General features: G+C 65.4%; 23 protein-coding genes. 10 read left to right on the forward strand and 13 right to left on the reverse strand.

Annotation, left to right across the window (positions count from 1 at the left end; all coding sequences use genetic code 11):
- Window positions 1-48 precede the first annotated feature (48 nt).
- On the forward strand, window positions 49-678 hold the full coding sequence (locus ACZY0X_RS10240) for an FMN-binding negative transcriptional regulator (RefSeq protein WP_463769967.1): 630 nt from the start codon (window positions 49-51) through the stop codon (window positions 676-678).
- A 75-nt stretch (window positions 679-753) separates the two neighbouring features.
- Here the strand turns inward: ACZY0X_RS10240 and ACZY0X_RS10245 are convergent, their stop codons facing one another.
- On the reverse strand, window positions 754-1,302 hold the full coding sequence (locus tag ACZY0X_RS10245) for a TetR/AcrR family transcriptional regulator (RefSeq protein ID WP_463769969.1): 549 nt from the start codon (window positions 1,300-1,302) through the stop codon (window positions 754-756).
- Between the two features lie 192 nt (window positions 1,303-1,494).
- Here ACZY0X_RS10245 and ACZY0X_RS10250 point away from each other — a divergent pair, with 192 nt between their 5' ends.
- Window positions 1,495-2,715 carry a cytochrome P450 gene (locus ACZY0X_RS10250; protein ID WP_463769971.1) on the forward strand — a complete coding sequence of 407 codons (1,221 nt, stop codon included), beginning with the start codon at window positions 1,495-1,497 and terminating at the stop codon, window positions 2,713-2,715.
- Window positions 2,716-2,730: 15 nt separating this feature from the next.
- On the opposite strand, the gene ACZY0X_RS10255 is transcribed toward ACZY0X_RS10250, so the two are convergent.
- Genes ACZY0X_RS10255 through gabT form a run of 4 tightly spaced genes read right to left on the reverse strand, consistent with a single transcriptional unit; the run spans window position 2,731 to window position 8,049 of the window.
- Complete coding sequence (locus ACZY0X_RS10255; protein ID WP_463769973.1) at window positions 2,731-3,993, reverse strand: ATP-binding protein; 1,263 nt, start codon at window positions 3,991-3,993, stop codon at window positions 2,731-2,733.
- A 5-nt stretch (window positions 3,994-3,998) separates the two neighbouring features.
- Window positions 3,999-5,447, reverse strand: coding sequence for an NAD-dependent succinate-semialdehyde dehydrogenase (locus ACZY0X_RS10260; RefSeq protein ID WP_463769975.1), 1,449 nt, complete (start codon window positions 5,445-5,447; stop codon window positions 3,999-4,001).
- Entirely contained in the window at window positions 5,444-6,721 is a 1,278-nt protein-coding gene (locus ACZY0X_RS10265) for a Glu/Leu/Phe/Val family dehydrogenase (protein ID WP_463769977.1), read from the reverse strand. Before ACZY0X_RS10265 ends, ACZY0X_RS10260 begins: the two co-directional genes overlap by 4 nt.
- Entirely contained in the window at window positions 6,718-8,049 is a 1,332-nt protein-coding gene (gabT, locus tag ACZY0X_RS10270; RefSeq protein WP_463769979.1) for a 4-aminobutyrate--2-oxoglutarate transaminase, read from the reverse strand. The genes ACZY0X_RS10265 and gabT overlap by 4 nt, the downstream gene beginning before the upstream one ends.
- A gap of 123 nt (window positions 8,050-8,172) precedes the next feature.
- Here gabT and ACZY0X_RS10275 point away from each other — a divergent pair, with 123 nt between their 5' ends.
- Window positions 8,173-9,066, forward strand: coding sequence for a LysR family transcriptional regulator (locus tag ACZY0X_RS10275; protein WP_463769981.1), 894 nt, complete (start codon window positions 8,173-8,175; stop codon window positions 9,064-9,066).
- Between the two features lie 8 nt (window positions 9,067-9,074).
- Here the strand turns inward: ACZY0X_RS10275 and ACZY0X_RS10280 are convergent, their stop codons facing one another.
- Genes ACZY0X_RS10280 through ACZY0X_RS10290 form a run of 3 tightly spaced genes read right to left on the reverse strand, consistent with a single transcriptional unit; the run spans window position 9,075 to window position 11,840 of the window.
- Window positions 9,075-9,851, reverse strand: coding sequence for an SDR family NAD(P)-dependent oxidoreductase (locus ACZY0X_RS10280; RefSeq protein WP_463769983.1), 777 nt, complete (start codon window positions 9,849-9,851; stop codon window positions 9,075-9,077).
- 47 nt (window positions 9,852-9,898) lie between these two features.
- Complete coding sequence (locus ACZY0X_RS10285; RefSeq protein ID WP_463769985.1) at window positions 9,899-10,972, reverse strand: 3,4-dihydroxy-2-butanone-4-phosphate synthase; 1,074 nt, start codon at window positions 10,970-10,972, stop codon at window positions 9,899-9,901.
- Between the two features lie 34 nt (window positions 10,973-11,006).
- Window positions 11,007-11,840: a mycofactocin-coupled SDR family oxidoreductase gene (locus tag ACZY0X_RS10290; protein ID WP_463769987.1), complete on the reverse strand. Its 834-nt coding sequence runs from the start codon at window positions 11,838-11,840 to the stop codon at window positions 11,007-11,009.
- Window positions 11,841-12,294: 454 nt separating this feature from the next.
- Between ACZY0X_RS10290 and ACZY0X_RS10295 the strand changes: the two genes are divergently transcribed.
- On the forward strand, window positions 12,295-13,827 hold the full coding sequence (locus ACZY0X_RS10295) for an APC family permease (protein WP_463769989.1): 1,533 nt from the start codon (window positions 12,295-12,297) through the stop codon (window positions 13,825-13,827).
- A 59-nt stretch (window positions 13,828-13,886) separates the two neighbouring features.
- On the opposite strand, the gene ACZY0X_RS10300 is transcribed toward ACZY0X_RS10295, so the two are convergent.
- Entirely contained in the window at window positions 13,887-14,474 is a 588-nt protein-coding gene (locus tag ACZY0X_RS10300) for a TetR/AcrR family transcriptional regulator (protein WP_241403700.1), read from the reverse strand.
- A 201-nt stretch (window positions 14,475-14,675) separates the two neighbouring features.
- Between ACZY0X_RS10300 and ACZY0X_RS10305 the strand changes: the two genes are divergently transcribed.
- The 4 genes from ACZY0X_RS10305 to ACZY0X_RS10320 all read left to right on the forward strand — a co-directional run bounded on the left by ACZY0X_RS10305 (window position 14,676) and on the right by ACZY0X_RS10320 (window position 17,884).
- Complete coding sequence (locus ACZY0X_RS10305; protein WP_463769991.1) at window positions 14,676-15,200, forward strand: flavin reductase family protein; 525 nt, start codon at window positions 14,676-14,678, stop codon at window positions 15,198-15,200.
- 16 nt (window positions 15,201-15,216) lie between these two features.
- Entirely contained in the window at window positions 15,217-16,308 is a 1,092-nt protein-coding gene (locus tag ACZY0X_RS10310; RefSeq protein WP_463769993.1) for an LLM class flavin-dependent oxidoreductase, read from the forward strand.
- Window positions 16,309-16,339: 31 nt separating this feature from the next.
- A complete protein-coding gene (locus ACZY0X_RS10315) occupies window positions 16,340-16,672 on the forward strand; it encodes a cupin domain-containing protein (RefSeq protein WP_463769995.1) in 333 nt (110 codons plus the stop codon).
- Between the two features lie 126 nt (window positions 16,673-16,798).
- Window positions 16,799-17,884 carry an S-(hydroxymethyl)mycothiol dehydrogenase gene (locus tag ACZY0X_RS10320; protein ID WP_463769997.1) on the forward strand — a complete coding sequence of 362 codons (1,086 nt, stop codon included), beginning with the start codon at window positions 16,799-16,801 and terminating at the stop codon, window positions 17,882-17,884.
- 29 nt (window positions 17,885-17,913) lie between these two features.
- Here ACZY0X_RS10320 and ACZY0X_RS10325 read toward each other — a convergent pair whose 3' ends face one another.
- Both ACZY0X_RS10325 and ACZY0X_RS10330 read right to left on the reverse strand, forming a co-directional pair.
- Window positions 17,914-18,210 (reverse strand): hypothetical protein, encoded by a 297-nt coding sequence (locus ACZY0X_RS10325; RefSeq protein ID WP_241403705.1) that lies wholly within the window; start codon window positions 18,208-18,210, stop codon window positions 17,914-17,916.
- A 10-nt stretch (window positions 18,211-18,220) separates the two neighbouring features.
- Window positions 18,221-18,589: a heme-binding protein gene (locus ACZY0X_RS10330; RefSeq protein ID WP_463769999.1), complete on the reverse strand. Its 369-nt coding sequence runs from the start codon at window positions 18,587-18,589 to the stop codon at window positions 18,221-18,223.
- A 123-nt stretch (window positions 18,590-18,712) separates the two neighbouring features.
- On the opposite strand from ACZY0X_RS10330, the gene ACZY0X_RS10335 reads away from it, so the two are divergent.
- Window positions 18,713-19,168, forward strand: a complete 456-nt coding sequence (locus ACZY0X_RS10335; RefSeq protein WP_463770001.1) for a lipoprotein LpqH — start codon at window positions 18,713-18,715, stop codon at window positions 19,166-19,168.
- Between the two features lie 101 nt (window positions 19,169-19,269).
- On the opposite strand, the gene ACZY0X_RS10340 is transcribed toward ACZY0X_RS10335, so the two are convergent.
- The gene (locus ACZY0X_RS10340) at window positions 19,270-19,947 is read right to left on the reverse strand and encodes a guanylate cyclase (RefSeq protein ID WP_354523744.1); all 678 of its coding nucleotides are present in this window, start codon (window positions 19,945-19,947) and stop codon (window positions 19,270-19,272) included.
- Between the two features lie 42 nt (window positions 19,948-19,989).
- Between ACZY0X_RS10340 and ACZY0X_RS10345 the strand changes: the two genes are divergently transcribed.
- On the forward strand, window positions 19,990-20,151 hold the full coding sequence (locus ACZY0X_RS10345; protein WP_354523261.1) for a hypothetical protein: 162 nt from the start codon (window positions 19,990-19,992) through the stop codon (window positions 20,149-20,151).
- Window positions 20,152-20,166: 15 nt separating this feature from the next.
- On the opposite strand, the gene ACZY0X_RS10350 is transcribed toward ACZY0X_RS10345, so the two are convergent.
- A complete protein-coding gene (locus tag ACZY0X_RS10350; protein ID WP_463770004.1) occupies window positions 20,167-20,955 on the reverse strand; it encodes an adenylate/guanylate cyclase domain-containing protein in 789 nt (262 codons plus the stop codon).

Here is a 20,955-nt window from a genome sequence, read left to right on the forward strand (position 1 = left end):
ACAATATGGTGGAGAGTTTCGCTTCAACCGGTATGAGGTGTTCGTCGTATGTACGTACCAAAACCAAATGTCGTGGGTGACGAGACGACCATTCGCGACATGGTGGCCGCAGCGGCGTCGGCCCAATTTGTCACGACGGGGAACGATGGTTACCCCGTCGCGACTCTGCTGCCCATCGTCTGGATCGGTGACACCGTCATCGCTCACATGGCCAAGGCGAATCCCCAGTGGCGCAACATCGATGGAGGTAGTCCGGCTCTGCTCATCTGTTCGGGGCCCGAGGCGTACATCAGTCCGTCCTGGTATGCCTCCAAGGTCGAACACGGTCGAGTGGTCCCCACCTGGAACTACAGCGCCGTGCACCTGACGGGCACCGTTCGCGTGCACAGTGACCCTGAGTGGATCCGCGGGGCGGTCGAGGACCTGACCGCGATCCACGAGGGCCAGCGTCGCCAACCATGGCGGGTGGCCGACGCGCCCGACGCCTACATCAGCGGTCAACTCGGTGGCATAGTCGGGCTGGAGATCTCCGTCATCCGAGTGGACGCCAAGGCCAAACTCAGCCAGAACAAGTCCGAAGACGATCAGCGCGGTGTCATCGCCGGCCTGCACGCCGAGAATCAGGTCGGAGCCGATGCGGTGGCTAGTGAAATGAGCCGTCTGCCCGGCTTGAGCTGAGAGGGGACAAGGGCGGTATGTCGTCGCTGTCAAACCTCGCCGCCTACCTGACCTGACCGTGATGTAACGGTGCGTTCACCGCGCGAATGCCGGTGTGACGAACCGCTGCAACACTTCTCGTTCCGTTCGGCTGTCGCCGATTGGCATGAATGCCAGTGACAGGACAACGTGCACGATCCACAGTGCCGCCTGGGGGTCCTCATCGGTGAGTCCGGAGAGTTCCGCGGCGAGACTGCTCAGCACCGGAGATGAGTGCAGCTCGCTCAGCCCAGGAACGGTGCCCGAACTCATCATCAGGCGGCGCACCGGGTCGGCTCTGATCTGGTCGACCGCGACGGTGATGGCCGTCAGCACGCGCTCGGGGCCCTCGAGGCCGTCGACCGCGTGCCGAACGGTGTCCACGATGCGTGCGGCCACTCGCAGAAGAACGGCATCGCGGATCTGCGCCTTGCCGCCGGCATGGCGGTAGATGGTGGCCCTCGAACAGTGCACTCGTGCCGCCAACACGTCGATGTCGAGGCCGTCCAGCCCGTCGCGAATCACGAGATCGGCGGCGGCCGCGTAGATGCGTTCTGCCGCGGCGGCCCGGCGATCCCCGCCGACAACCCAATCCTCTCGCACCATTCGGATGCCCCACCTTCCCTGGACGGTCTCGAACGATTGTCGCAAGCTTGAGACAGAATGACTAATAATTCTCAGCATCGCCGCTGGTGTGTCCTTCATCGTGAGACGGCGTGCCCGCTGCCCGCGGACAGCCGTTTTCAACTTCGTCATCACTGGTTGACGCCGGCCAGTCGACTCCGGTCAGGTTGAGCCATGACACAGCCCGACGGCGCCCTTGGCATCGCACTCTTCGACGAGGAGTTCATCCAGGATCCGTACCCGCTGTACGAGCGCATGCATATGGCCGGGCACGTCCACCGGGTCGGCGATTCCGAGTTCTTCGCGGTCTCCGGTTGGGACGCCGTCAACGAGGCGGTCGCGCGGTGCGACGACTTCTCGTCGAACCTGACGGCGACCATGTCCTACCAGTCCGACGGCTCGGTGACCCCATTCCCCATGGGCGAACTCGACGGATCGACACAGGCGCTGGCAACTGCCGACGACCCCGTGCACGCCGTCCATCGCAAGGCGCTGATACCGCAACTGGCGGCCAGGCGCATCCGCGCCTCCGAACCGCTCATCACCGAGACCTCGATGCACCTCTGGGAGACCGGCGTGGTTGACGGGCGTATCGAGTGGATGAGCGCGATGGCCAATCGACTACCGATGATGATCGTCGGGAACATCATCGGTGTCCCCGACACGGACGTCGACCAGCTCGTCCGATGGGGTTACTCCGCAACCCAAGTGATGGAGGGACTGGCCAGCCAGGACCAACTCAGCGCCGCGGGTGTCGCGATGCTGGAACTCAGCGGATACATCACCGAACAGTTCGGCAGCGCCGCCGCCAGCCCGCGTGACAACCTGCTCGGCGACCTCGCCTCGGCGTGCGCTTCCGGCGAGATCGACGAGATCGCCGCGCTGGTCATCATGATCACGTTGTTCAGCGCCGGGGGTGAGTCCACTGCCTCCCTGATCGGCTCCGCGGCGTGGATACTGGCGACCCGGCCCGATGTCCAGCAGCAGGTGCGGGATCAGCCGGAGCTGCTCGGCGCCTTCCTTGAGGAGGTACTGCGCTACGAACCGCCGTTCCGTGGTCACTACCGCCACGTCGTCAATGACACCAGCCTGTCTGGCGTCGACCTCAAAGCCGGTTCGCGTCTACTGCTGCTGTGGGGTGCGGCCAACCGGGACCCTTCGCACTTCGAGGACCCCGACCGGTTCCGGCTGGACAGGTCTGGGGGCAAGGGGCACGTCAGCTTCGGTAAGGGCGCGCACTTCTGCGTGGGAGCCGCGCTGGCCCGGTTGGAGGCCAAGATCGTGCTCGGTGACCTCCTGTCGCGCACCTCGATGATCGAACCCGCTGCCACCGGGCGCTGGCTTCCGAGTCTGCTCGTGCGCCGCCTCGAACATCTGGAGCTCGCCGTCCGGTGACGGGCTGCACTCACCTCAGGTTCGGGCGAACGCGCTGATCTCGGTGTCGAATTCGGACACCTGCTCGATCGTGAGCGTGGGACGAGTCATCGTCACCGTGTGCAGGTAGTCGGCCGTCGTCGCCTGGCACCGCACACCGGTGTCGACGCTCCTCTCGAACGTCGCCTGAGCGACGGCGCGCGCTGCATGGGCGACGTCGGCGGGGGTGTATCCGCCGGTGGCAGACACGAGTGCGGCGATGTCGATGTCGGCGTCGGCGATGTAGCGCCGCCACAGACCGTCGAGGGCTTGGTCGTCGGGGGGACCGATCGGCAGGACGTAGTCGAAGCGGCCGTGACGCAGGAACGCGGAGTCCAGGTCCCGAATCGAGTTCGTCGCGCACACCAGCAGTCGGCCGGCTCTGTCGCGAAACTGCACCAGACACTTGAGGAGTTCATTGACCACAGCTGTCGCCGCGGCAGAACCGGCACCGCGGTGGGAGGCGACCTCCTCGACCTCGTCGATGAAGGCGACGACGTTGTCGAGTTCCTGAAGTTGACCGAAGGCCTCGCTGAGGCCGGCCGCGAGGCCGCCGCCGTTGACGGCCAACCGAGAGGGAAACAGTTCGACGAAGGGCCATCCGAGCCGGCTCGCGATCGCCCGTGCGAATGTGGTCTTACCCGTGCCGGGTGGCCCGAAGAGCACGATCGCCTGCGGTGGCACCACGCCGTGTTCGGCTGCCTGCTCTGGGAGCGAGAGTGGCAGCACGATGCGCCGTTCGATGAGGTTCTTCTCGCGCACCATGCCGGCGATCTGTTGCCATTGGCCCGCGGGTGGGACGGAACCGCCGAGACGAGCGAGCACCGCGGCCGACCGCGGTGACATCGTCTCGTGCTTGTCGAAGTGCGCGATACCGCTGCGTTGGATGAACCCCGAGTTCACGAAAGCCGTAGAGCCCGTTTCGCCGTCGGGGAGTATCGCCGTGATGCGTCGAACACCACGGGCCAGAAGGCGATGCTCCAGTTCGTTGAGAAGGGTGCTCCCAAGCCCCTTACCTCGCCAGGCAGGGTCCAATGACAACCGAAGCACCCACGCCCGGTCGGCATCGACTCTGCTCACGGCCACGCCCACCACGGCGCCGTGCACCACGGCCACCACGGCTGGATGGCGCTCCTGCAGACTCGTCACGACATCTGAGGCATCAAAGAGCGGTTGCTGCGCCGTCATGGTGGACGCCGCGTCCAGCCGGATGGCCGCCTCTAGGTCCTCGGGATGGAAGTCACGTACGTGCCAATTCATTTCACCTACCAGTCGACACTGAAGTACTGCGTCTCTTGGAACTCCTCGAGCCCCTGGCGCGCTCCCTCACGGCCCAGGCCGCTCTGCTTGACACCGCCGAACGGCGCGGACGGATCGGACACGAGCCCACGGTTGATGCCGACCATTCCGGCGTCCAGGGCTTCGCCGAGTCGTATGGCGCGTTGCAGCTTCCCGGCGAAAACGTAGGCGGCGAGGCCCATTTCGGACCTGTTGGCGAGGCCGATCACCTCAGCGTCGTCGTTCCACGCGACGATCGGGGCCACCGGTCCGAAGATCTCCTGGTTCAGGATCTCGGCGTCCGCGCGCAGGCCGACCAACACGGTGGGCGGGTAGAACCAGCCCTTGCTCTCAGGCATGGCCGCCGTGTGGGCCACGGTGGCGCCGTCAGCGACGGCGTCGCGCACCAGGGCGGCGACGTTCTCGACGGCCTTCTGGGAGATCAGCGGACCGATGTCTGAGCCGGTGTCGGCCGGCCCCACGGTGAGCGCTTCAACGGCGGCGCCGAAACGCTCGGTGAACTCAGCGATCACATCGGCATGGACGTAGAAGCGGTTCGCGGCGGTACACGCCTGACCGCCGTTGCGGAACTTCGCGATCATCGCGCCGGCGACGGCTGCCTCGAGGTCGGCATCCTCGGTGACGATGAACGGCGCGTTGCCGCCGAGTTCCATTGAGCTGTTGACGATGCGGTCGGCTGCCTGGCGGAGCAGAACCCGGCCGATATTCGTCGAACCGGTGAATGAGATCTTGCGGACCCGGTCGTCCTGCAGCCAGGTTGTGACGATGTCGCTGGCATCGGTCGTTGGCACGACATTGACGACGCCATCGGGAACGCCGGCCTCGGTCAGCAGGCGCGCGATGGCGATAGCGGTGAGCGGTGTCTCCGCAGCGGGTTTGAGGACGACGGTGCAACCAGCCGCCAGCGCCGGGGCGATCTTGCGGGTGGCCATCGCCGCCGGGAAGTTCCACGGTGTCACCAGAGCGGCGACTCCGACGGGCCGGTGGGTGACGATGGTGCGCGCGCCGCCGTTGGGCGCCTCGCCATAGTCACCGCCGGATCGGACCGCCTCCTCGGCGAACCAGCGGAAGAACTCGGCGGCATAGGTGATCTCGCCGAGTGCGTCGGTGCGTGACTTACCGTTCTCCGCGACGACGAGGTCGGCGAGTGGCTCTCGGTCACGCAGTATCAGCGAGAAGGCGCGGCTGAGAATCTCCGACCGGGCACGGGGAGGTGTCGCTTGCCAGCCGGGGAGTGCGGCGGTGGCCGCGTCGACCGCGGTGGTGGCATCGGCGCGGTCGGCGTTGGCGACCCGTGCGATGACATCACGGCTCGCCGGGTTCTCGACGTCGAAGGTGCCGCTGCCGCCCGGTCGAGCGGTACCGCCGATGAGCACGGCATGCGTCGGGTCAAGGGAATCCAGGTAACTGGTCACGGGTACAGGCCTCTCTGACGGTGAGCTTCGGCTACGCGTTGTACGGCAAGTGATGTCGCGGCCGCACGGAGTGTGAGACCTCGGGCGGCGGCGTGGTTGACGACGTGGTGCCAGGCGCCGACCATCCGCTCACTCAGACGTGCCTCGACCTGATCCTCTGTCCACCAGTACGCCTGGTTGGCCTGGACCCATTCGAAGTACGACACGATCACCCCGCCGGCGTTGGCGAGGATGTCGGGCACCACGGTGACGCCGCGATCGTTGAGGATTCCGTCGGCCTCGGTCGTGGTCGGACCGTTTGCGCCCTCGACGATGAGACGGGCGCGCACCCGTGCTGCGTTACCGGCATGCAGGACACCCTCGATCGCGGCCGGCACCAGCAGGTCGACGTCGAGTTCGAGGAGCTGTGCCGCATCGATCGGATCGGCACCGGCGAAGCCGACAACGGTACCGGTGGCGTCGACGTGAGCCTCCAGGGCGGCGACGTCGATGCCGTTATCGGCGCGGATGGCCCCGTACTGATCGCCGACTGCGTCGATGCGCAGACCGGCTTCCCACAGGAACCGGGTGGCGCCGCGGCCCACCTTGCCGAAACCCTGCACCGCCGCGGAAGCGCCCTCGCGCCGAATCTTCAGGTAGTCCAACGCCTGAAGGGCGACGTGCACGACACCCCGGGAGGTGGCCGAGGCGCGACCATGCGACCCGCCGAGGCTGATCGGTTTGCCGGTGACGACCCCGAGGACGGTGTGGCCGGTGTTGACGGAGTAGGTGTCCATCATCCACGCCATGGTCTGCTCATCGGTGCCGATGTCGGGAGCGGGGATGTCGTGGGAGGGGCCGATCAGCGGCATGATCTCCGAGGTGTAGCGCCGGGTCACGCGTTCGAGTTCGGCCTGCGAGTAGAGACGCGGGTCGATGGCGATCCCGCCCTTTGCCCCGCCGTAGGGAACGTCGAGCAGTGCGCACTTCCACGTCATCCACATGGCGAGAGCGCGGACCTCGTTGAGGTCGACATGCGGGCTGTAACGCAGGCCGCCCTTCGCTGGACCGCGCGAATAGTTGTGTTGCACACGGTGTCCGGTGAGGATCTCGACAGTTCCGTCGTCGCGGCGCAGTGGAATGCTCACGGTGAGCTCACGGCGGGGCGCGGCAAGAAGGTCGAACATGCCCTGACCCAATCCGAGCACCGCGATGGCGTCGGCCAGCTGACCGCGCGCGTCGTCGAGGGGAGACGGCGTTGTCACCGTGGGGCGGTCATCGAGTAGCTCGGTCACGATGTCGCCGCGAATGCCTCGGCGAGAACCTCAAGCGCCTCGGTGAGCAGATCGTCACCGATGGTCAGGGGAGGCAGAAAGCGCAGGACGTTGCCGTAGGTGCCGCAGGTGAGCACGATGACACCGCGCAGGCGAGCCGCTGCCGCGATGGCCGCCGTGAGATCGGCGTCGGGCGTGGTGGTACCGGGCTTGACCAGTTCCACGGCGATCATGGCACCGCGTCCGCGGACCTCGCCGATCCGCGGGTCGCCTGACTGAAGTTGTCCCAGTCTGTCTTTCATGAGCTGCTCGATCTTCTGCGCGCGCCCCACCAGGTCGTCGGCGCGGATGGTCTCGATCGCCCCGAGCGCGGCGGCGCATGCAATGGGGTTGCCTCCGTAGGTCCCGCCCAGGCCGCCGACGTGGGCGGCGTTCATGATGGCGGCCGATCCCGTCACTGCCGCCAGCGGTAGCCCGCCAGCGATGCCCTTGGCGGTCACGATGAGGTCGGGAACGATCCCCTCGTGCTCACAGGCGAACATGGCGCCGGTCCGGGCGAATCCGGTCTGCACCTCGTCGGCGATGAACACCACGTTGTTGGCGCGGCACCACTCGACCAGGGCGGGAAGGAATCCCGGCGCCGGCTCGATGAATCCGCCTTCGCCCTGGATCGGCTCGATGACCATGGCGGCAAGGTCGCTGACGTCGACCGTGTCCTCGATGTGTGCGATCGCGCGGTTGGCGGCGTCACGCCCGCTCACCGTGTCGCCGTCGCGCAGCGGGTAGGACAGGGGAGCGCGGTGGACTGCGGGGGCGAAGGGGCCGAACCCGTGCTTGTAGGGCATGTCCTTGGCGGTGAGTGCCATCGTGAGGTTGGTTCGTCCGTGGTACGCGTGGTCGAAGGCGACGACCCCCGACTTCTTGGTGTGGGCGCGGGCGATCTTGATCGCGTTCTCCACCGCCTCGGCCCCGGAGTTGAACAGCGCGGTGCGCTTGTCGTGATCTCCCGGTGTGAGCTCGTTGAGCGCCTCGGCGACATCGACGTACAGCTCGTAGGGCGTGACCATGAAGCAGGTGTGGGTGAACTTCTCGAGCTGAGTCTTCACGGCCTCGACGACACGTGGTGCGCTGTTGCCCACGCTCGTGACCGCGATACCGGATCCGAGATCGATGAAGCTGTTGCCGTCGACGTCGACGACGACACCGCCGCCTGCGTGCTCGGCGTACACCGGCATCGTCGTGCCGACACCGTCAGGGACGGCTGCGGACTTGCGATCCGCCAACAGTCGGGACTGGGGGCCCGGCACGGCGGTGACGAGACGACGTTCCTGGGCAATCTGACTGGTCAAAGCATCCTCCGGGTGCGCTTACTGCCTTGGGCGGCACTCAGCTTGTCTTAGGCGCAGCCATGCCGTCCAATACTTGTTGGGCAATCAATTGATGCCTTCTAGGCATAGGGAGCTGAGGCCAGAGTGGAGCTACGGACGCTGCGTTACTTCGTCGCGATCGCTGAGACGGGCACGGTGAGCGCTGCGGCCGAAGTGCTGCACGTGACTCAGCCGGGGCTGTCACGTCAGTTGCGCCAACTCGAACGCGACCTTGGCGTGACACTCTTCGATCGCGTCCAAGGTCGGTTGCTGTTGTCGGCGGCAGGCCGGGATCTGCTTCCCCAGGCGCATGACGTACTGGCCGGCGCATATCGTCTGGTTCAGAACGCCCAGACCCTGGCGACCGGCAGGCTCGATCACCTCACGATCGCCGCGCCAGCCACGACGCTCACTGAGGTGGTCTCGCCCTTCATCGCCACCCTCGGTGCGGAGGACCCGACGCCCTCGGTGGTGGTGAGTGATGGCCGCGAGCCGGCGGCGGCACTGAGGAGTGGCGCCGATCTGGTGATCACCAACGGCCGGCCCGGCGACACCGTCGACTACTCCGCGCTGGCGGTCCTGCCGGTATGGGCATACGTGCCAACCGGGCACGAGTGGGCTGACAACGGCGCCGTCGACATCGCCGCGGTCCTTGAGGAGCCGATTATCGGCCTCCCGTTGACCTTCAGCGCTCGGCAGATGCTCGATGCCGCTGCGCTCAACGCCGGGCTAGCGCCTCGCGTCGAGATCGAGGTGAGTAGCGGAGCAGTGGCGCAGGCGCTCGCCGCGGCCGGCCGGGGCATCGCGGTGGTCACCGATGACCCGCGGTTTGGGTTGCACCCCTTGCGAATCACCGTGGGGACGGGCGAACTCAGCATCCGCCTCTATGCCGCGTGGGATCACCACCACGTCGGAGCGCCCACGCTGAGGGCTTTCGCTCAGCGTCTCTCGCAGTACATCATTGGACACTACGGCGAGGCCGTCCGCCCCCAGGGGTGATCGACTGCCTACCCCGCGCCTGCGAGGATTCCACCGTCAATCGGGTACACCGCGCCGGTGCAGTAACGGGCGCGGTCCGAGGCCAGGTACAGCACCAGTTCACTGACCTCCTCAGGCTGAGCGATCGTCGGAATGGGCTGGGACGCAATCCATGCGTCGAAGTCGAAGTACGGATTCTCGGCCATGATGAGGCGCTCGGCATCGAGCATGGGGGTGTCGACCGAAGACGGGGCGACGGCGTTCGCCCGAATGTTGTCGGCGGCGTAGGTCAGGGCGGTCGACTTGGTCAGTCCGATCACGGCGAACTTGCTGGCGATGTATGCCGCATACCCCCACGAGCCGGAGATGCCATAGATCGACGAGATGTTCACAATCGCGCCACCGCCTGCCCGCTTGAAGGCCGGTACGGCGGCGCGAGTCCCGCGGAAGACACCGCTCTGGTTGGTCTCGATGACGTTGGCCCACACTTCGTCGGTGCACTCCACCACGGGTGCGCAATCCACAATGCCGGCGTTGTTGACCAGGACGTTCAGCTGACCGAACTCTCGCTCGGTCCAGTCGACCACCTCGGCCCACTCCTGGCCGCGGCGGACATCGAGATGCTGGTACGCGGCCTGTCCACCTTTCGCGCGGATCTCCTCGACGACGGCTTCGCCGAGATCGTCGAGCACGTCGGTCACGATCACTGTGGCGCCCTCGTCGGCGAACCGGCGTGCGTGGGAGGCGCCCTGGCCTCGGGCAGATCCTGAGATCAGTACTGTCTTTCCATCAAACTGCTGTGCCACAGGGGATTTCCTTTCGAATACCTAGAATATGAACATTGGTGTGAGAACTACGACGCATGGACATGCTGGTATCGAGTGCTGGCGGGCAGGAATCCGGCCTCGACCAGATGACGGTCCTGCCCGGCACGCGTGAATCGGGCGTCAGTGACCCCGAGGTCGTCCAGGATCTGGCCGGCGATGACGTAGGACGACCCGTCGATGTGCCCGTGATGCGACGTACCGCAGGGCCCGCGCAGGTAGACCACGACACCTCGGTCGGCCAACGCGACTTGGGCCATGGAGGTTTCGAGTTGACTGGCACAGTGACACCCGAGCGATCCGAAGACATCACCAAGCGAGCACTGGGCGTGGATGGCCACCGGCACCGGTCCGCTCGCGCCGGAGACGTCGCCGAGCGTCAGCGCGGTGTGCTCGTCTCGTCCGTCGTTGGTGAGGTATCCAATGGCGCGAAACTGGCCGTGCGCCGTCGAAATGCGATTCTCGGCCACCCTCCTGACCTGCTTCTCGTGTTGTCGACGCCACGCGATCAGGTCGGTGATCGAGATCATCGGCATTCCGTATTGATCGGCGAAAAACCGTAATTCGGCGTGGTTGGCCATACGCGTGGGATCCTGAATGCCGACGATGGCACAGAGGACACCCGCAGGCGCGCAACCGGCCATGCGGACGAGGTCCACCGCCGCCTCGGGGTGCGCTGGCCGGGTGAGCACACCGCCGTCGCGAGTGCGCAGCGGCACCACGTGCCCAGGTCGGTTGAAATCGTCTGCCGCACTGCTGTCATCGGCCAGAAGGCGGATGGTGGTGGCGCGATCGGCTGCGGAGATACCGGTCCCGATAGACATGCTCGCGTCGACGGTCACGGTGTACACCGCGCCATCGCCGTCCTGGTTCGTCGCCGCCATCGGGACGAGCGCCAGACGCTCGCAGGCCTTGGCGTCCAGTGCTGCGGACACATAACCGGAGGTATGGCGGACCATGAAGGCCAGGAGTTCGGTCGTGCAGCTCTCCGCGGCGAGAACCAGGCTGCCCTCGCCGTCGGGGCGGAGATCATCGATCACGACCACTGCTGCGCCAGCGGCGATCTGGGCGACAGCGCGGTCGATGGAGTCGTAGGTCGTCATCGATCACCGTCACTGACGCCGATCCGCCGCGGGATCATGACTTGACCACGAATCCCGCGTCGATCTTGAGTGCCTCCGAGGTGATGTAGCGGCCAGAGTCGGTGACGAGGTAGAGGATCGCGCGGCTGACGTCGATGGGTTCCATCCACGGCACGGGTAGCAGATGTGTTGAGGTGAAGGTGTCCTCGACAGCATCGCGGGTCGGGTGTTCCAGGTCGGGTCGGAACAGCCCCCAGACGTAGGGGTTCTGGATCATGTGGGTGTCGACGCACGTCGGGTTCACCGAGTTGACGCGGATGTTGTGGCGGCCCAGTTCCCGCGACAACGTGGTCATCAGACCGGTGATGGCGTGCTTCGAGGACACGTAGGAGGCCATGTTCTCCGCACCCTTGAGTGCCTCGGTGGATCCGATGAAGACCACCGAGCCGCCCTGCTGCTGTTCGATCAGGGTGGGCACTGACGCCTTCACCGTGTGCCAGGCGCCGGTGAGGTTGACGTCGATCGTCTCCCGCCACGCGGCGGTGTCGATCTCCCAGGTCTTCCCGCCGGCGCAGATGCCGGCGTTCGGGATGATGATGTCGACACGTCCGAGCTGCTCGATGCCGCGGTCGAATGCGGCCTTGACCTCGTCGTAGTTGCGGACGTCGGCTTGGGAGAGCACCGCCTGGCGTCCGGTCTGCTTGATGAGGCGCGCGGTCTCCTCGAGATCTTCAAGGGTGGCGCCCGGGTAGGCGGTGGACTCGAGTTCCCCGCAGAGGTCGAGACCGATGATGTCGGCGCCTTCCTCGGCCAGCGCCAGCGCGTGTGAACGCCCTTGTCCCCGTGCGATTCCGGTGATGAACGCGACCTTGCCGTCCAGTTGTCCCATGATAGGAGATTCCTTTCACATGTCGTCTGTGTGAGTTCAGTCGAGACCGATTGCTTTGAACAAACGTTCAAGGAAGTTGTGAGTGTATGCCCGTGGTTTTTCCCGGGTCAATACCCTGGGGTGAAAAGATCTGGAAAGTCGGCAGATACCACGAAACCCCGTGTCGTGGAGCTAAATCGACGGATAAGCGTGGGGAAGTGGGCTTCGGCGTCCGCGTGGGGCCCGCCGTGGCCGGCGCTGAAGATTCGCATCGCTGAACTGTTGACGCGGATACAAGTGCCGCTTATATTGTCTCATGTCTTGAACTAATGTTCAATGATTCGGGTCTGCGATATGCGTCACGTCTGCCGTGACGCATGACCGAGTGCTGTGGCATGCACCCGTGCAGACCGACACCCCATCTGAAATCGTCAGTGCCCCTTAGTTGTCGGATCCATCGATCTTTGGAGTGTGCATGATCAATTCACCGTCTGAGCGGTCGCTCGGAACTGTCACCGCATCGCCGGAACCGGGCCGAGATATGTCCTCCCGCGACGCCGCACTGTCGGGCCGGCTGGGAACCACACGGTTGATCCTGACTGTGTTGGCCATGTCTGCTCCGCTGGGGGCGGTGGCGGGCATCCTCCCGCTGGTCATCGCTCAGGGAAATGGGGCCGGAGCCCCTGCGACGTATGCGCTCATCGGCCTGGTGATGATGATGTTCGCCGTCGGCTTCACCACCATGGCCCGCCACTTCCCTCGTACCGGGGCGTTCTACGCCTACATCACCGGAGGCCTCGGGCGGCCCATCGGACTACCCGCGGCATTCCTCGCGCAGCTGGCCTACCTCACACTTCTGGTCGGCACGTACGCATTCTTCGGGGATTCCGTCACCGTGCTCATGGAGTCGCTGTTCGGCTCGGCGATTGCACCGTGGTGGGTCTGGGGTATCGCACTGTGGATCATCGTGACCTGTCTGGGGCACTTCAACATCGAACTCTCCGGTCAGGTCCTGAGCGTGATGATGGTGCTCGAGGTCGTCATCGTCCTGGTGTTCAACTTCTCGGTCGCCAGCACCGGGGGGCCGCACGGATGGCAGTTCGAGTCATTCAGCCCCGGCGCCATCACCTCGGGTTCGATCGGGATCGCGATCCTCTTCGCCAGCGCGACGTTCCTCGGATTCGAGGGCACCGCGATCTATCGCTCCGAGGTCAGGGACCCGCAGCGCACCATTCCCCGGGCGACCTATCTGGCCGTCGGATTGATCGGCCTGTTCTACGTCTTCACCGCATGGGCGCTGGTGACGTTCTACGGCGTCGACGATGTGGTGGGGGCAGCACAGGCGGACTCCACCGGGATCTTCGCCGCAGGACTGCGCTTCTACACCGGCAGTGTGATGGCCGAGATCATGAACTGCCTGCTCGTCACTAGCCTGTTCGCCGCCACACTGGCAGCGCATAATCCGTTGGCTCGCTACACCTTTGCCCTCTCTCGCGATGGTGTACTGCCCAGCAAGCTCGGACAGGCGCATCCCAAGCATCAGTCGCCCGCGATCGCCTCGGCAACGGTGTCGATCATCGCGTTGATCCTGACCGCGCCGTTCCTGTTCATCGATGTCGACGCAGTCACGTTCTACTCGTGGATGTTCGGGGTTGGCACCTACACGATGTTGACCCTGATGGCGCTCACGTGTCTGACGGTGATCGTGTACTTCCGACGCGTGGAGCACACCGAGAGGTTGTGGAACACCCTCATCGCTCCGGGTCTCGGTCTTGCCGGCCTGGTGACGATGCTGGTGATCAGCAGTGTCTACTTCCCGCTACTGGTTGGAGGCAGCACCGCGGTCGCGGTCATCCTGCAGCTGTTCATTCTGGCGCTGGCCGTGTTCGGGCTGACCCTGGCGCTGGTCTGGCGCCGCACTCGACCGGACGTCTACGCGCGGATCGGTGGCCAGACGGACACCAGCGAGACCAACCGCGGCGTCACTGACGGTCAGCCGGTGTCGTGACCCGCACGCACCCGGTCGAGCGGCTGAGCAGGATCGTTGGCGATACCACCAGTGGGCCGTCAACGACTCCTGGCTCGGCGCTTGGCGGGTGCGGCAGTCTTCATCTGCTCCTGTTCAAGCACCAGTCGAAGCAAAGCCTCGGCATCCTCGACGGAGTCGAGGGTTCCCATCACGATCTGCACACCGAGGCCCTCCCACGCGGCCTCGATCTGCTGGGCGACCGTGCTGCTGTACATGCGCTCCAGGCTGGTCCTGGTCTGCCGGGACCAGTTCTCGACCAATTGGTGGTACTTGGGGTCGCGCACGCTCTGCGCGTAGATCTCGAACAGCAGGATGCGGGCGCTCGGGCTGCCGTGGATCACGGTGAGGAGGTGAAGGACGGCCTCGACCAACTCGTCCTCTGTCTGAGCCTCGGCGAAACCCGGTGCGAAACCGGCAGTTTGACTCGCGACCCACCACGCGAACGCCTCGTACATCAGTTCGTCGATGTGCTCGTAGTGGTAGCTCGCCGAGCCGAGCGCGACGCCGGCTGCAGCAGCGACTCGGCGATGGGTGACACCCCTGACTCCGTACTCGGTGGCCACGTCGAGCGCCGCTTGTCGCAACGTCGCCCGCGTCGCCTCCGAGCGAACTCCCGCGCGTGCCACCAGATCTCCGTTCTGTCACTGCCAATGTTGCCAAACGAACGTACAACAACGCGGAATCGCCGCACCAGCAGCCGCGCTCCGCCAGCTAATGCCAGTGTACCTATTGACTTTCGCTGACGGCGGTGGGTACTTTCGAATCGAACTTGAACATATGTTCATACTCAGTCAATCCCGCATGATTCGCGAAAGGTGCTGACCTGTATGGGAGTAGACAGCACGCAGTGCCCCGACGAGGTGGTCCTGCGCAGCGTTCTGGGTCATTTCCCGACCGGCGTCGTCGTTGTCACCGGCACCATGGATGGGGATCCCGTCGGCATGACACTGCAGTCGTTCCTGTCGTTGTCCCTGGACCCGCCCCTGGTGCTGTTGTCGGTGGCCAAGAGTTCGACGAGCTGGCCCCGGATCGCCGCGTCGGGTCGCTTCCTGGTCAACGTCCTCTCCGAGGGGCAGTCCGAACTGGCGCGGCGGTTCGCGAAGTCGGGGAGCGACAAGTTCGCCGGGGTGGCGTTCTCGACGCGACGTGATCTCGGCGGGCCGCTGCTCGGCGACGTCTCGGCGTGGGTGGACTGCGATCTCGAGGACGAGCACGACGGCGGAGACCACACCATCGTCGTCGCTCGGGTGCTCGACGCTGCGATCGCCGAACGTCCCGATCACGCCCAGGCGCCACTCATCTTTCACCGGTCCGGCTTTCCTGGCCTGGTCAGACATTCCTCATCATCCTGAAAGGAACTCGAGCACAATGAAATTCGGAGTCTTCAACATCCCCTACGCCCTCGGCTACTCCGGGGGGCGGCGCACCGCCCGCAATGTCATCGACTGGGACCTGCAGATCACGAAGTGGGCCGATGAGTACGGGCTGGACGAGGCCTTCTTCGCCGAGCACTACACCCTCGGTGACGAACCCAGCCCGGCACCCGATCTGATGATTGCCGCGGCATCTCAGCTGACCTCCAACATCACCCTTGGCGCCGCGGCTCACCTGCTGCCGTACCACAATCCGGTGGCCCTAGCTCACCGGATGATGTGGCTTGATCACATGACCGGCGGCCGCTACATCGCAGGTGTTGCACCCGGCGCCTACGCCAGTGACGCGCAACTGTTCGGTACTGGAAAGAACAACGGCAAGATGCTCATCGAGGCACTCGACATCATCGAGGCCATTTGGAGCAAGACCGGACCCTTCAAGATCGACGGCGAGTTCTTCTCCGTTGACATGCCGGCGTTCGACCCCGAGATCGCCGGCCCGCACCTCAAGCCACTGCAGAAGCCGGGCATTCCGCTGATGATCACCGGCATGCAGGCAACCTCGCCCAGCCTCACCGAAGCCGGGCGGCGCGGCGCGATCCCGATGAGCCAGCAGGTGCACGAGACCGTGCTCGCCGAGCACTGGAGGACCTACTCCACGGCGGCCACTGAGGCGGGTCACACTCCGTCGCGCGCTGACTGGCACATCTGCCGCGACTTCTTCGTCGCCGAAACCGATGAGGAGGCGCGAGACCGAGTCTTCAACGGTGCGATGGGCAAACTGTGGGGCGACTACAACATCCCGCTGTTCGTCAACAAGCTGGGCATCGGAGATCTGTTCTCCGGCGGCACCATTCCGCCGGAGGACCTCACCATCGAGTGGATGGTGGACAACTTCCTGCTCGTCGGGTCACCGGACACCGTCATCGGCAAGGTGGAGGCGCTCTACGACAGCGTCGGCGGGTTCGGCAGCCTGATCACCTTCACCCACGAGTACGACCAGGACCCCGAAACCTACCGGCGCAGCTTCGAGTTGATCGGCGGCAAGGTCCGACCCGCGCTGGCCCATCTCACCGGCGCTCCCTGAATCCCGCACAACCAACGATAGAAAGAGAGAAATGACAACCACGATTCGCAAGTTCGACCCTAAGACCGTCGAGGTGGAGGCCAAGCCGCGCGACGACAGCGATGCCGAGGTGTGGTCGAACCGGCTCTACACCAACGACGAGGGCAACCAGTACCACGGAGTGTGGCAGGCCGCGCCCGGGACACATGCGAACATTCCCGGTCAGGAGACCGTCGTCATCCTCAGTGGCAGGGCCACCGTGACGGGCGAGAACGGCGACAGTGTCGATGTCGCCGCCGGGGACCTGGTGTTCATCGATGCCGGCGAGGTCACCTCCTGGAAGGTGCACGAGACCATCCGCAAGGTCTTCGTCATCAACGCCTGAGCTGTCGCGGTGTGGGGTCGCACGGAGCGGCGGCCCCACACCGCCCCGGCCCTGTGCCGTTCTCTCCGTGCTGATTTGGGCCGAACCCAGGCCGGATCACATCCTGACCTTTGAGGAGTACTTGTCGTGTCCCAGATCGTTCGGGGCGTCATCGCCCGAAACAAGCTGTCCGCGGTGGAACTCGTTGACATCGTGATTCCGGATCCGGGTCCTCGCGATGTGATCGTGGCCGTACAGGCCTGCGGTGTCTGCCACACAGACCTGGCCTATCGCGACGGCGGCATCAACGACGAGTACCCCTTCCTGCTGGGCCATGAGGCCGCGGGCATTGTCGAGTCGATCGGCAGCGATGTGTCGCACGTGGCGGTCGGCGACTTCGTCGTCCTGAACTGGCGCGCGGTGTGCGGTCAGTGCAGGGCCTGCCGGCGCGGCAAGCCCTGGTACTGCTTCGACACACACAATGCGTCGCAGAAGATGACGTTGACCGATGGCACCGAAGTCACCCCCGCGTTGGGTATCGGCGCGTTCGCCGATAAGACGCTCGTCCATGAGGGCCAGTGCACCAAGGTCTCGGCTGATGTCGATGCCGCTGCCGCCTGTCTGCTTGGGTGCGGGGTGATGGCCGGACTTGGCGCGGCGGTCAACACCGCCAACGTGGGCCGCGGCGACTCGGTTGCCGTGATCGGCTGCGGGGGAGTCGGCGATGCGGCCATCATGGGGGCACGGCTGGCCGGCGCGTCGACAGTGATCGCCATCGACCGCGACGCACGAAAATTGCAGTGGGCCAGTGATATCGGTGCGACTCATACCATCGACGCGACTCAATCCGATCCCATCGAGGCCGTTCGTGAGCTGACCGCGGGACACGGCGCCGACGTCGTCATCGACGCCGTGGGACGGCCAGAGACCTGGAAACAGGCGTTCTACCTTCGCGACCTGGCCGGAACGGTTGTCCTGGTCGGTGTGCCCACCCCCGACATGCGACTCGAGATGCCGTTGCTGGACTTCTTCTCGCACGGCGGTGCACTGAAATCGTCGTGGTACGGCGACTGTCTCCCCGAGCGTGACTTCCCCATGCTCATCGACCTGCACCTGCAGGGACGCCTACCGCTGGAGAAGTTCGTCACCGAGCGCATCGCACTCGACGCCATAGAGGGGGCGTTCACCGCGATGCACGCAGGTTCTGTGCTGCGGTCCGTGGTCATGCTGTAAGCGGCCACGTCTCGCCGTTTTGGAGTCTGTCAGTTGCAGCCGCCGGCGTTGACCCATCTGCCGTTGTAGCTGACGCATCCGGTGACGTTCGGAGGCGGTGGTGGGTCGTACGGCATCGGGGCGTAGTACGCGGGGGGCGGAACGTACGGTGCAACCGCATCGGCGATGTTGGTGCAGCCGCTCACCTGCACCCGACGGCCCGCGCTGGCGCACACGTCAGCGCTTGCGACAGTGGGCAATCCGATGGTGACGATCGCTCCGGGGATCGCGGCGACCGCCAGGGTGCTCGCCGCGGCGATGGTCCATGACCGCTTCCAGGAAGACATGGTCACGCCCCTACGAGCCCAGCGGTTCGGGGACGTCACAGCGATTTCGCACGTCGGTGAGAGGCTGCCGAATACCGTTGATCTCGGTCTCGACCTGTGGGTTGGCATCCATGTAGGTCTGGACCCGGCCGCGCACTTCCTCGTGCGGTAGGCCGCGAAGGCTTGTGAAGAAGTTGTTGACGTCTGGATGGCTGAAGAGGTAGTCGCCCATCGCCGTGCCGACGGTGCCCGAGGCGACCGCCAGATCGCCTGCGGTGCAGTTGGGCGGCGGTGGAGGTGGTGGTTCGGCTGAGGCTACTGCAGCGCCACCGAACAACATGCCGCCTGCGCAGATCACCCCGATCGCCGCGCTGTGAAGAGAACGTCCTGACACCAACATGAGGTGCTTCCTTTCGCGTGGTCGGACGACCACCGGCTCAGAAAGCTAAGCACACCGTCGGCGCAAAATATCGGGAGTGACAATTCCGCAGGGCGCAACGTTCTAGGGGCTCATACTGGCGCCATGCGCGTCGCGTCGCCCAGCCTGGTGGCGGTCGCGTGCGCCACGGTCGCGGGAGCCCTGGTGGGATGCAGTCGCGGGCCCGTGATCGAGACCAAGGTGGTGTTCGACGGCCAGAGTCGCACGATCTCCACCGACAAGGTCACCTGCACCACCTACGACGACGGCACGCTGCTCATCCTCGTGGACGGCGGCAAGAGCGAGGTCGTGCGCGTCGTGGTCAGGCAGGCCGGGCACATCGTCGCGGACAGAGTGGGATTTCGGCATCACGAGCTGTCCGGGTTCGTCGCGGACCCCAACGAGGTCGACGCGACGAAGGTTGACGACACCTATCGGTTCATCGGCCGAATGCCGCCCAATCCGGGTGAGGTGGCGGCGCACAGGTTCGAGATCGAGACGACGTGCCCCGCCGTCACCGAAGCGCCGCCGCAGACGCCGCTGCGACCCCGGATGGGATGAGAGTGATCCGGCCCGCCGACCTCGGGGATGATTATCGACGGGCCGAATCATGCACAAGAACGCATGGCTCGCCGTAGATCATCCCCAAAACCGCTTTGAACTCAAAGAGTGACCGCGATCTCCTCGCTCAGCCGGTAGCCCTTGGTCAACGGCAGGGTGTCGCCGCTCCAGAACTTGCCGGGATCGAACCAGTTGTAATGCTTCTCGGTGGTCAGCAGTCCCATCTCCTCGTAGGTGATGGCGACGGTCTCCGCGCAGTACGCCGTCTGCACTCCGGCCTTGAGGCTTTCCGTCTTCTTGCGCTCTGCCGCATCGCGGACCCTGCGGTGCACGAACGGAAGCCCGCGGGTGAAGTCGCTGACGCTCGGAATCCGGCCCCGCATCCACCGCCCGGTGAGTCGGGCAGTCGTCGGGAAGGCCGTGCCGTTCATGCGTGCGATAACGCGGAGCATCTCGTCCTCCTGCTCGCGCGTCGCATACGGCGTGAGCTGACGCAGCCAGCACCGCTGGTCGTACCGCAGCATCCACTGCTCGACGGCCTGGCGGGCATCGTTGAGCTGGACGCCGCGGTGATGGGTGCCGGTCCACATGTCCTGCAGCTTGTCGCCCAGTTCGGCGTGCCAGATCAGCGGCGGGAGATCATCGATGGCCACGGACATGCCGACGTGATTCACCGGCGCATTGGTCAGCGTCTGGATCGCCCGGTCCGGCCCCGACGCGCCTCGGAAGAGCCAGATGTCCCCGGTGCGTGTCTCGGCCAGTGCGCGCTCCAACGTCACCGTGTTCGCATTCACGTCCGCAGCTTAGGCAGACTCTGACCCATGCGAGGTATCTGGAAGTGGATTGGACTGGCCGGTGTCGCCGGTGTCGTCGCTGGTGGCGTGCTCGTGGCCCGCGATCAACGTAAGCGCAATTCCTACACTCCCGACGACATCCGGGCGCGTCTGCACCAGCGGCTGGCCGAGTCTGGACCCGGGCAGTAGCGGCCCGGGCAGCCGTCAACGAGCGGGTTCGAGGGCCAGCGCATACAGCCGGTGAGTGCCGCTGAACCCCTTGAGCTCCACCTCTCGACCGCCATCGAATTCCTGATCGGTGACGGCGTCGCGGACGGACTTGCTGACAAGGACCTCGCCGCCGTCGGCTGCGGCGGCCACCCGCGCCGCCATCGCGACGTTGCGGCCGAACAGGTCATCACCGCGCCGCACCGACTTCCCGGCGTGAACGCCGATGCGGACGCGAATGCCGTCGGGTCGCCTGGCCAGTTCACGCTGCACGTCGATGCCGCACCGGACCGCCTCCTCGGGGCGTGCGAACGCGATCATGAAACCGTCGCCCTGGCTCTTCACCACGTGGCCGCCATGGCGCTTCACGCAGCGGCCGACCATCTTGTCGTGGCTCTCGATCAGCCGCACCCAGGCCCGGTCGCCGATGCGTTCGTTGAGCGCCGTCGACCCCTCGATATCGGAGAACAGGATCGCCACTCGGCCGTCGGGTACCAGCCTCGCCAGGTCCGGGCGCTCAACCTCCGCCCAGTCGGCCAGATCCTCGATCGAGGACCGCACGGCCGCGCCGAAACCCTCCTTGCGCAGGACATTGGCGGTCTGCCAGACCTGCTTGACGGCCTCCCGCCCGCCCGACAGCAGCGTGGCGCGGGTATCCAGACGGCGATTCAGCTCCTCGAGCTCGGCGTCGCGACGTTTCAGCTGTCGGGTCATCACGAGTAGCGCGATGCCCTCGGCGACCGCGACGGCCGCGAGCACGCACAGCGCAATCGTCGTGAGCGTCAC

Source organism: Mycobacterium sp. IDUB_39 (assembly GCF_055419205.1).

Coding starts and splice junctions, on each gene's coding strand:
- ACZY0X_RS10240 (WP_463769967.1), top strand. CDS start 49: ATGTACGTACCAAAACCAAATGTCGTGGGTGACGAGACGACCATTCGC.
- ACZY0X_RS10245 (WP_463769969.1), bottom strand. CDS start 1,302: ATGGTGCGAGAGGATTGGGTTGTCGGCGGGGATCGCCGGGCCGCCGCG.
- ACZY0X_RS10250 (WP_463769971.1), top strand. CDS start 1,495: ATGACACAGCCCGACGGCGCCCTTGGCATCGCACTCTTCGACGAGGAG.
- ACZY0X_RS10255 (WP_463769973.1), bottom strand. CDS start 3,993: ATGAATTGGCACGTACGTGACTTCCATCCCGAGGACCTAGAGGCGGCC.
- ACZY0X_RS10285 (WP_463769985.1), bottom strand. CDS start 10,972: ATGACGACCTACGACTCCATCGACCGCGCTGTCGCCCAGATCGCCGCT.
- ACZY0X_RS10290 (WP_463769987.1), bottom strand. CDS start 11,840: ATGGGACAACTGGACGGCAAGGTCGCGTTCATCACCGGAATCGCACGG.
- ACZY0X_RS10295 (WP_463769989.1), top strand. CDS start 12,295: ATGATCAATTCACCGTCTGAGCGGTCGCTCGGAACTGTCACCGCATCG.
- ACZY0X_RS10305 (WP_463769991.1), top strand. CDS start 14,676: ATGGGAGTAGACAGCACGCAGTGCCCCGACGAGGTGGTCCTGCGCAGC.
- ACZY0X_RS10310 (WP_463769993.1), top strand. CDS start 15,217: ATGAAATTCGGAGTCTTCAACATCCCCTACGCCCTCGGCTACTCCGGG.
- ACZY0X_RS10315 (WP_463769995.1), top strand. CDS start 16,340: ATGACAACCACGATTCGCAAGTTCGACCCTAAGACCGTCGAGGTGGAG.
- ACZY0X_RS10325 (WP_241403705.1), bottom strand. CDS start 18,210: ATGTCTTCCTGGAAGCGGTCATGGACCATCGCCGCGGCGAGCACCCTG.
- ACZY0X_RS10330 (WP_463769999.1), bottom strand. CDS start 18,589: ATGTTGGTGTCAGGACGTTCTCTTCACAGCGCGGCGATCGGGGTGATC.
- ACZY0X_RS10335 (WP_463770001.1), top strand. CDS start 18,713: ATGCGCGTCGCGTCGCCCAGCCTGGTGGCGGTCGCGTGCGCCACGGTC.
- ACZY0X_RS10345 (WP_354523261.1), top strand. CDS start 19,990: ATGCGAGGTATCTGGAAGTGGATTGGACTGGCCGGTGTCGCCGGTGTC.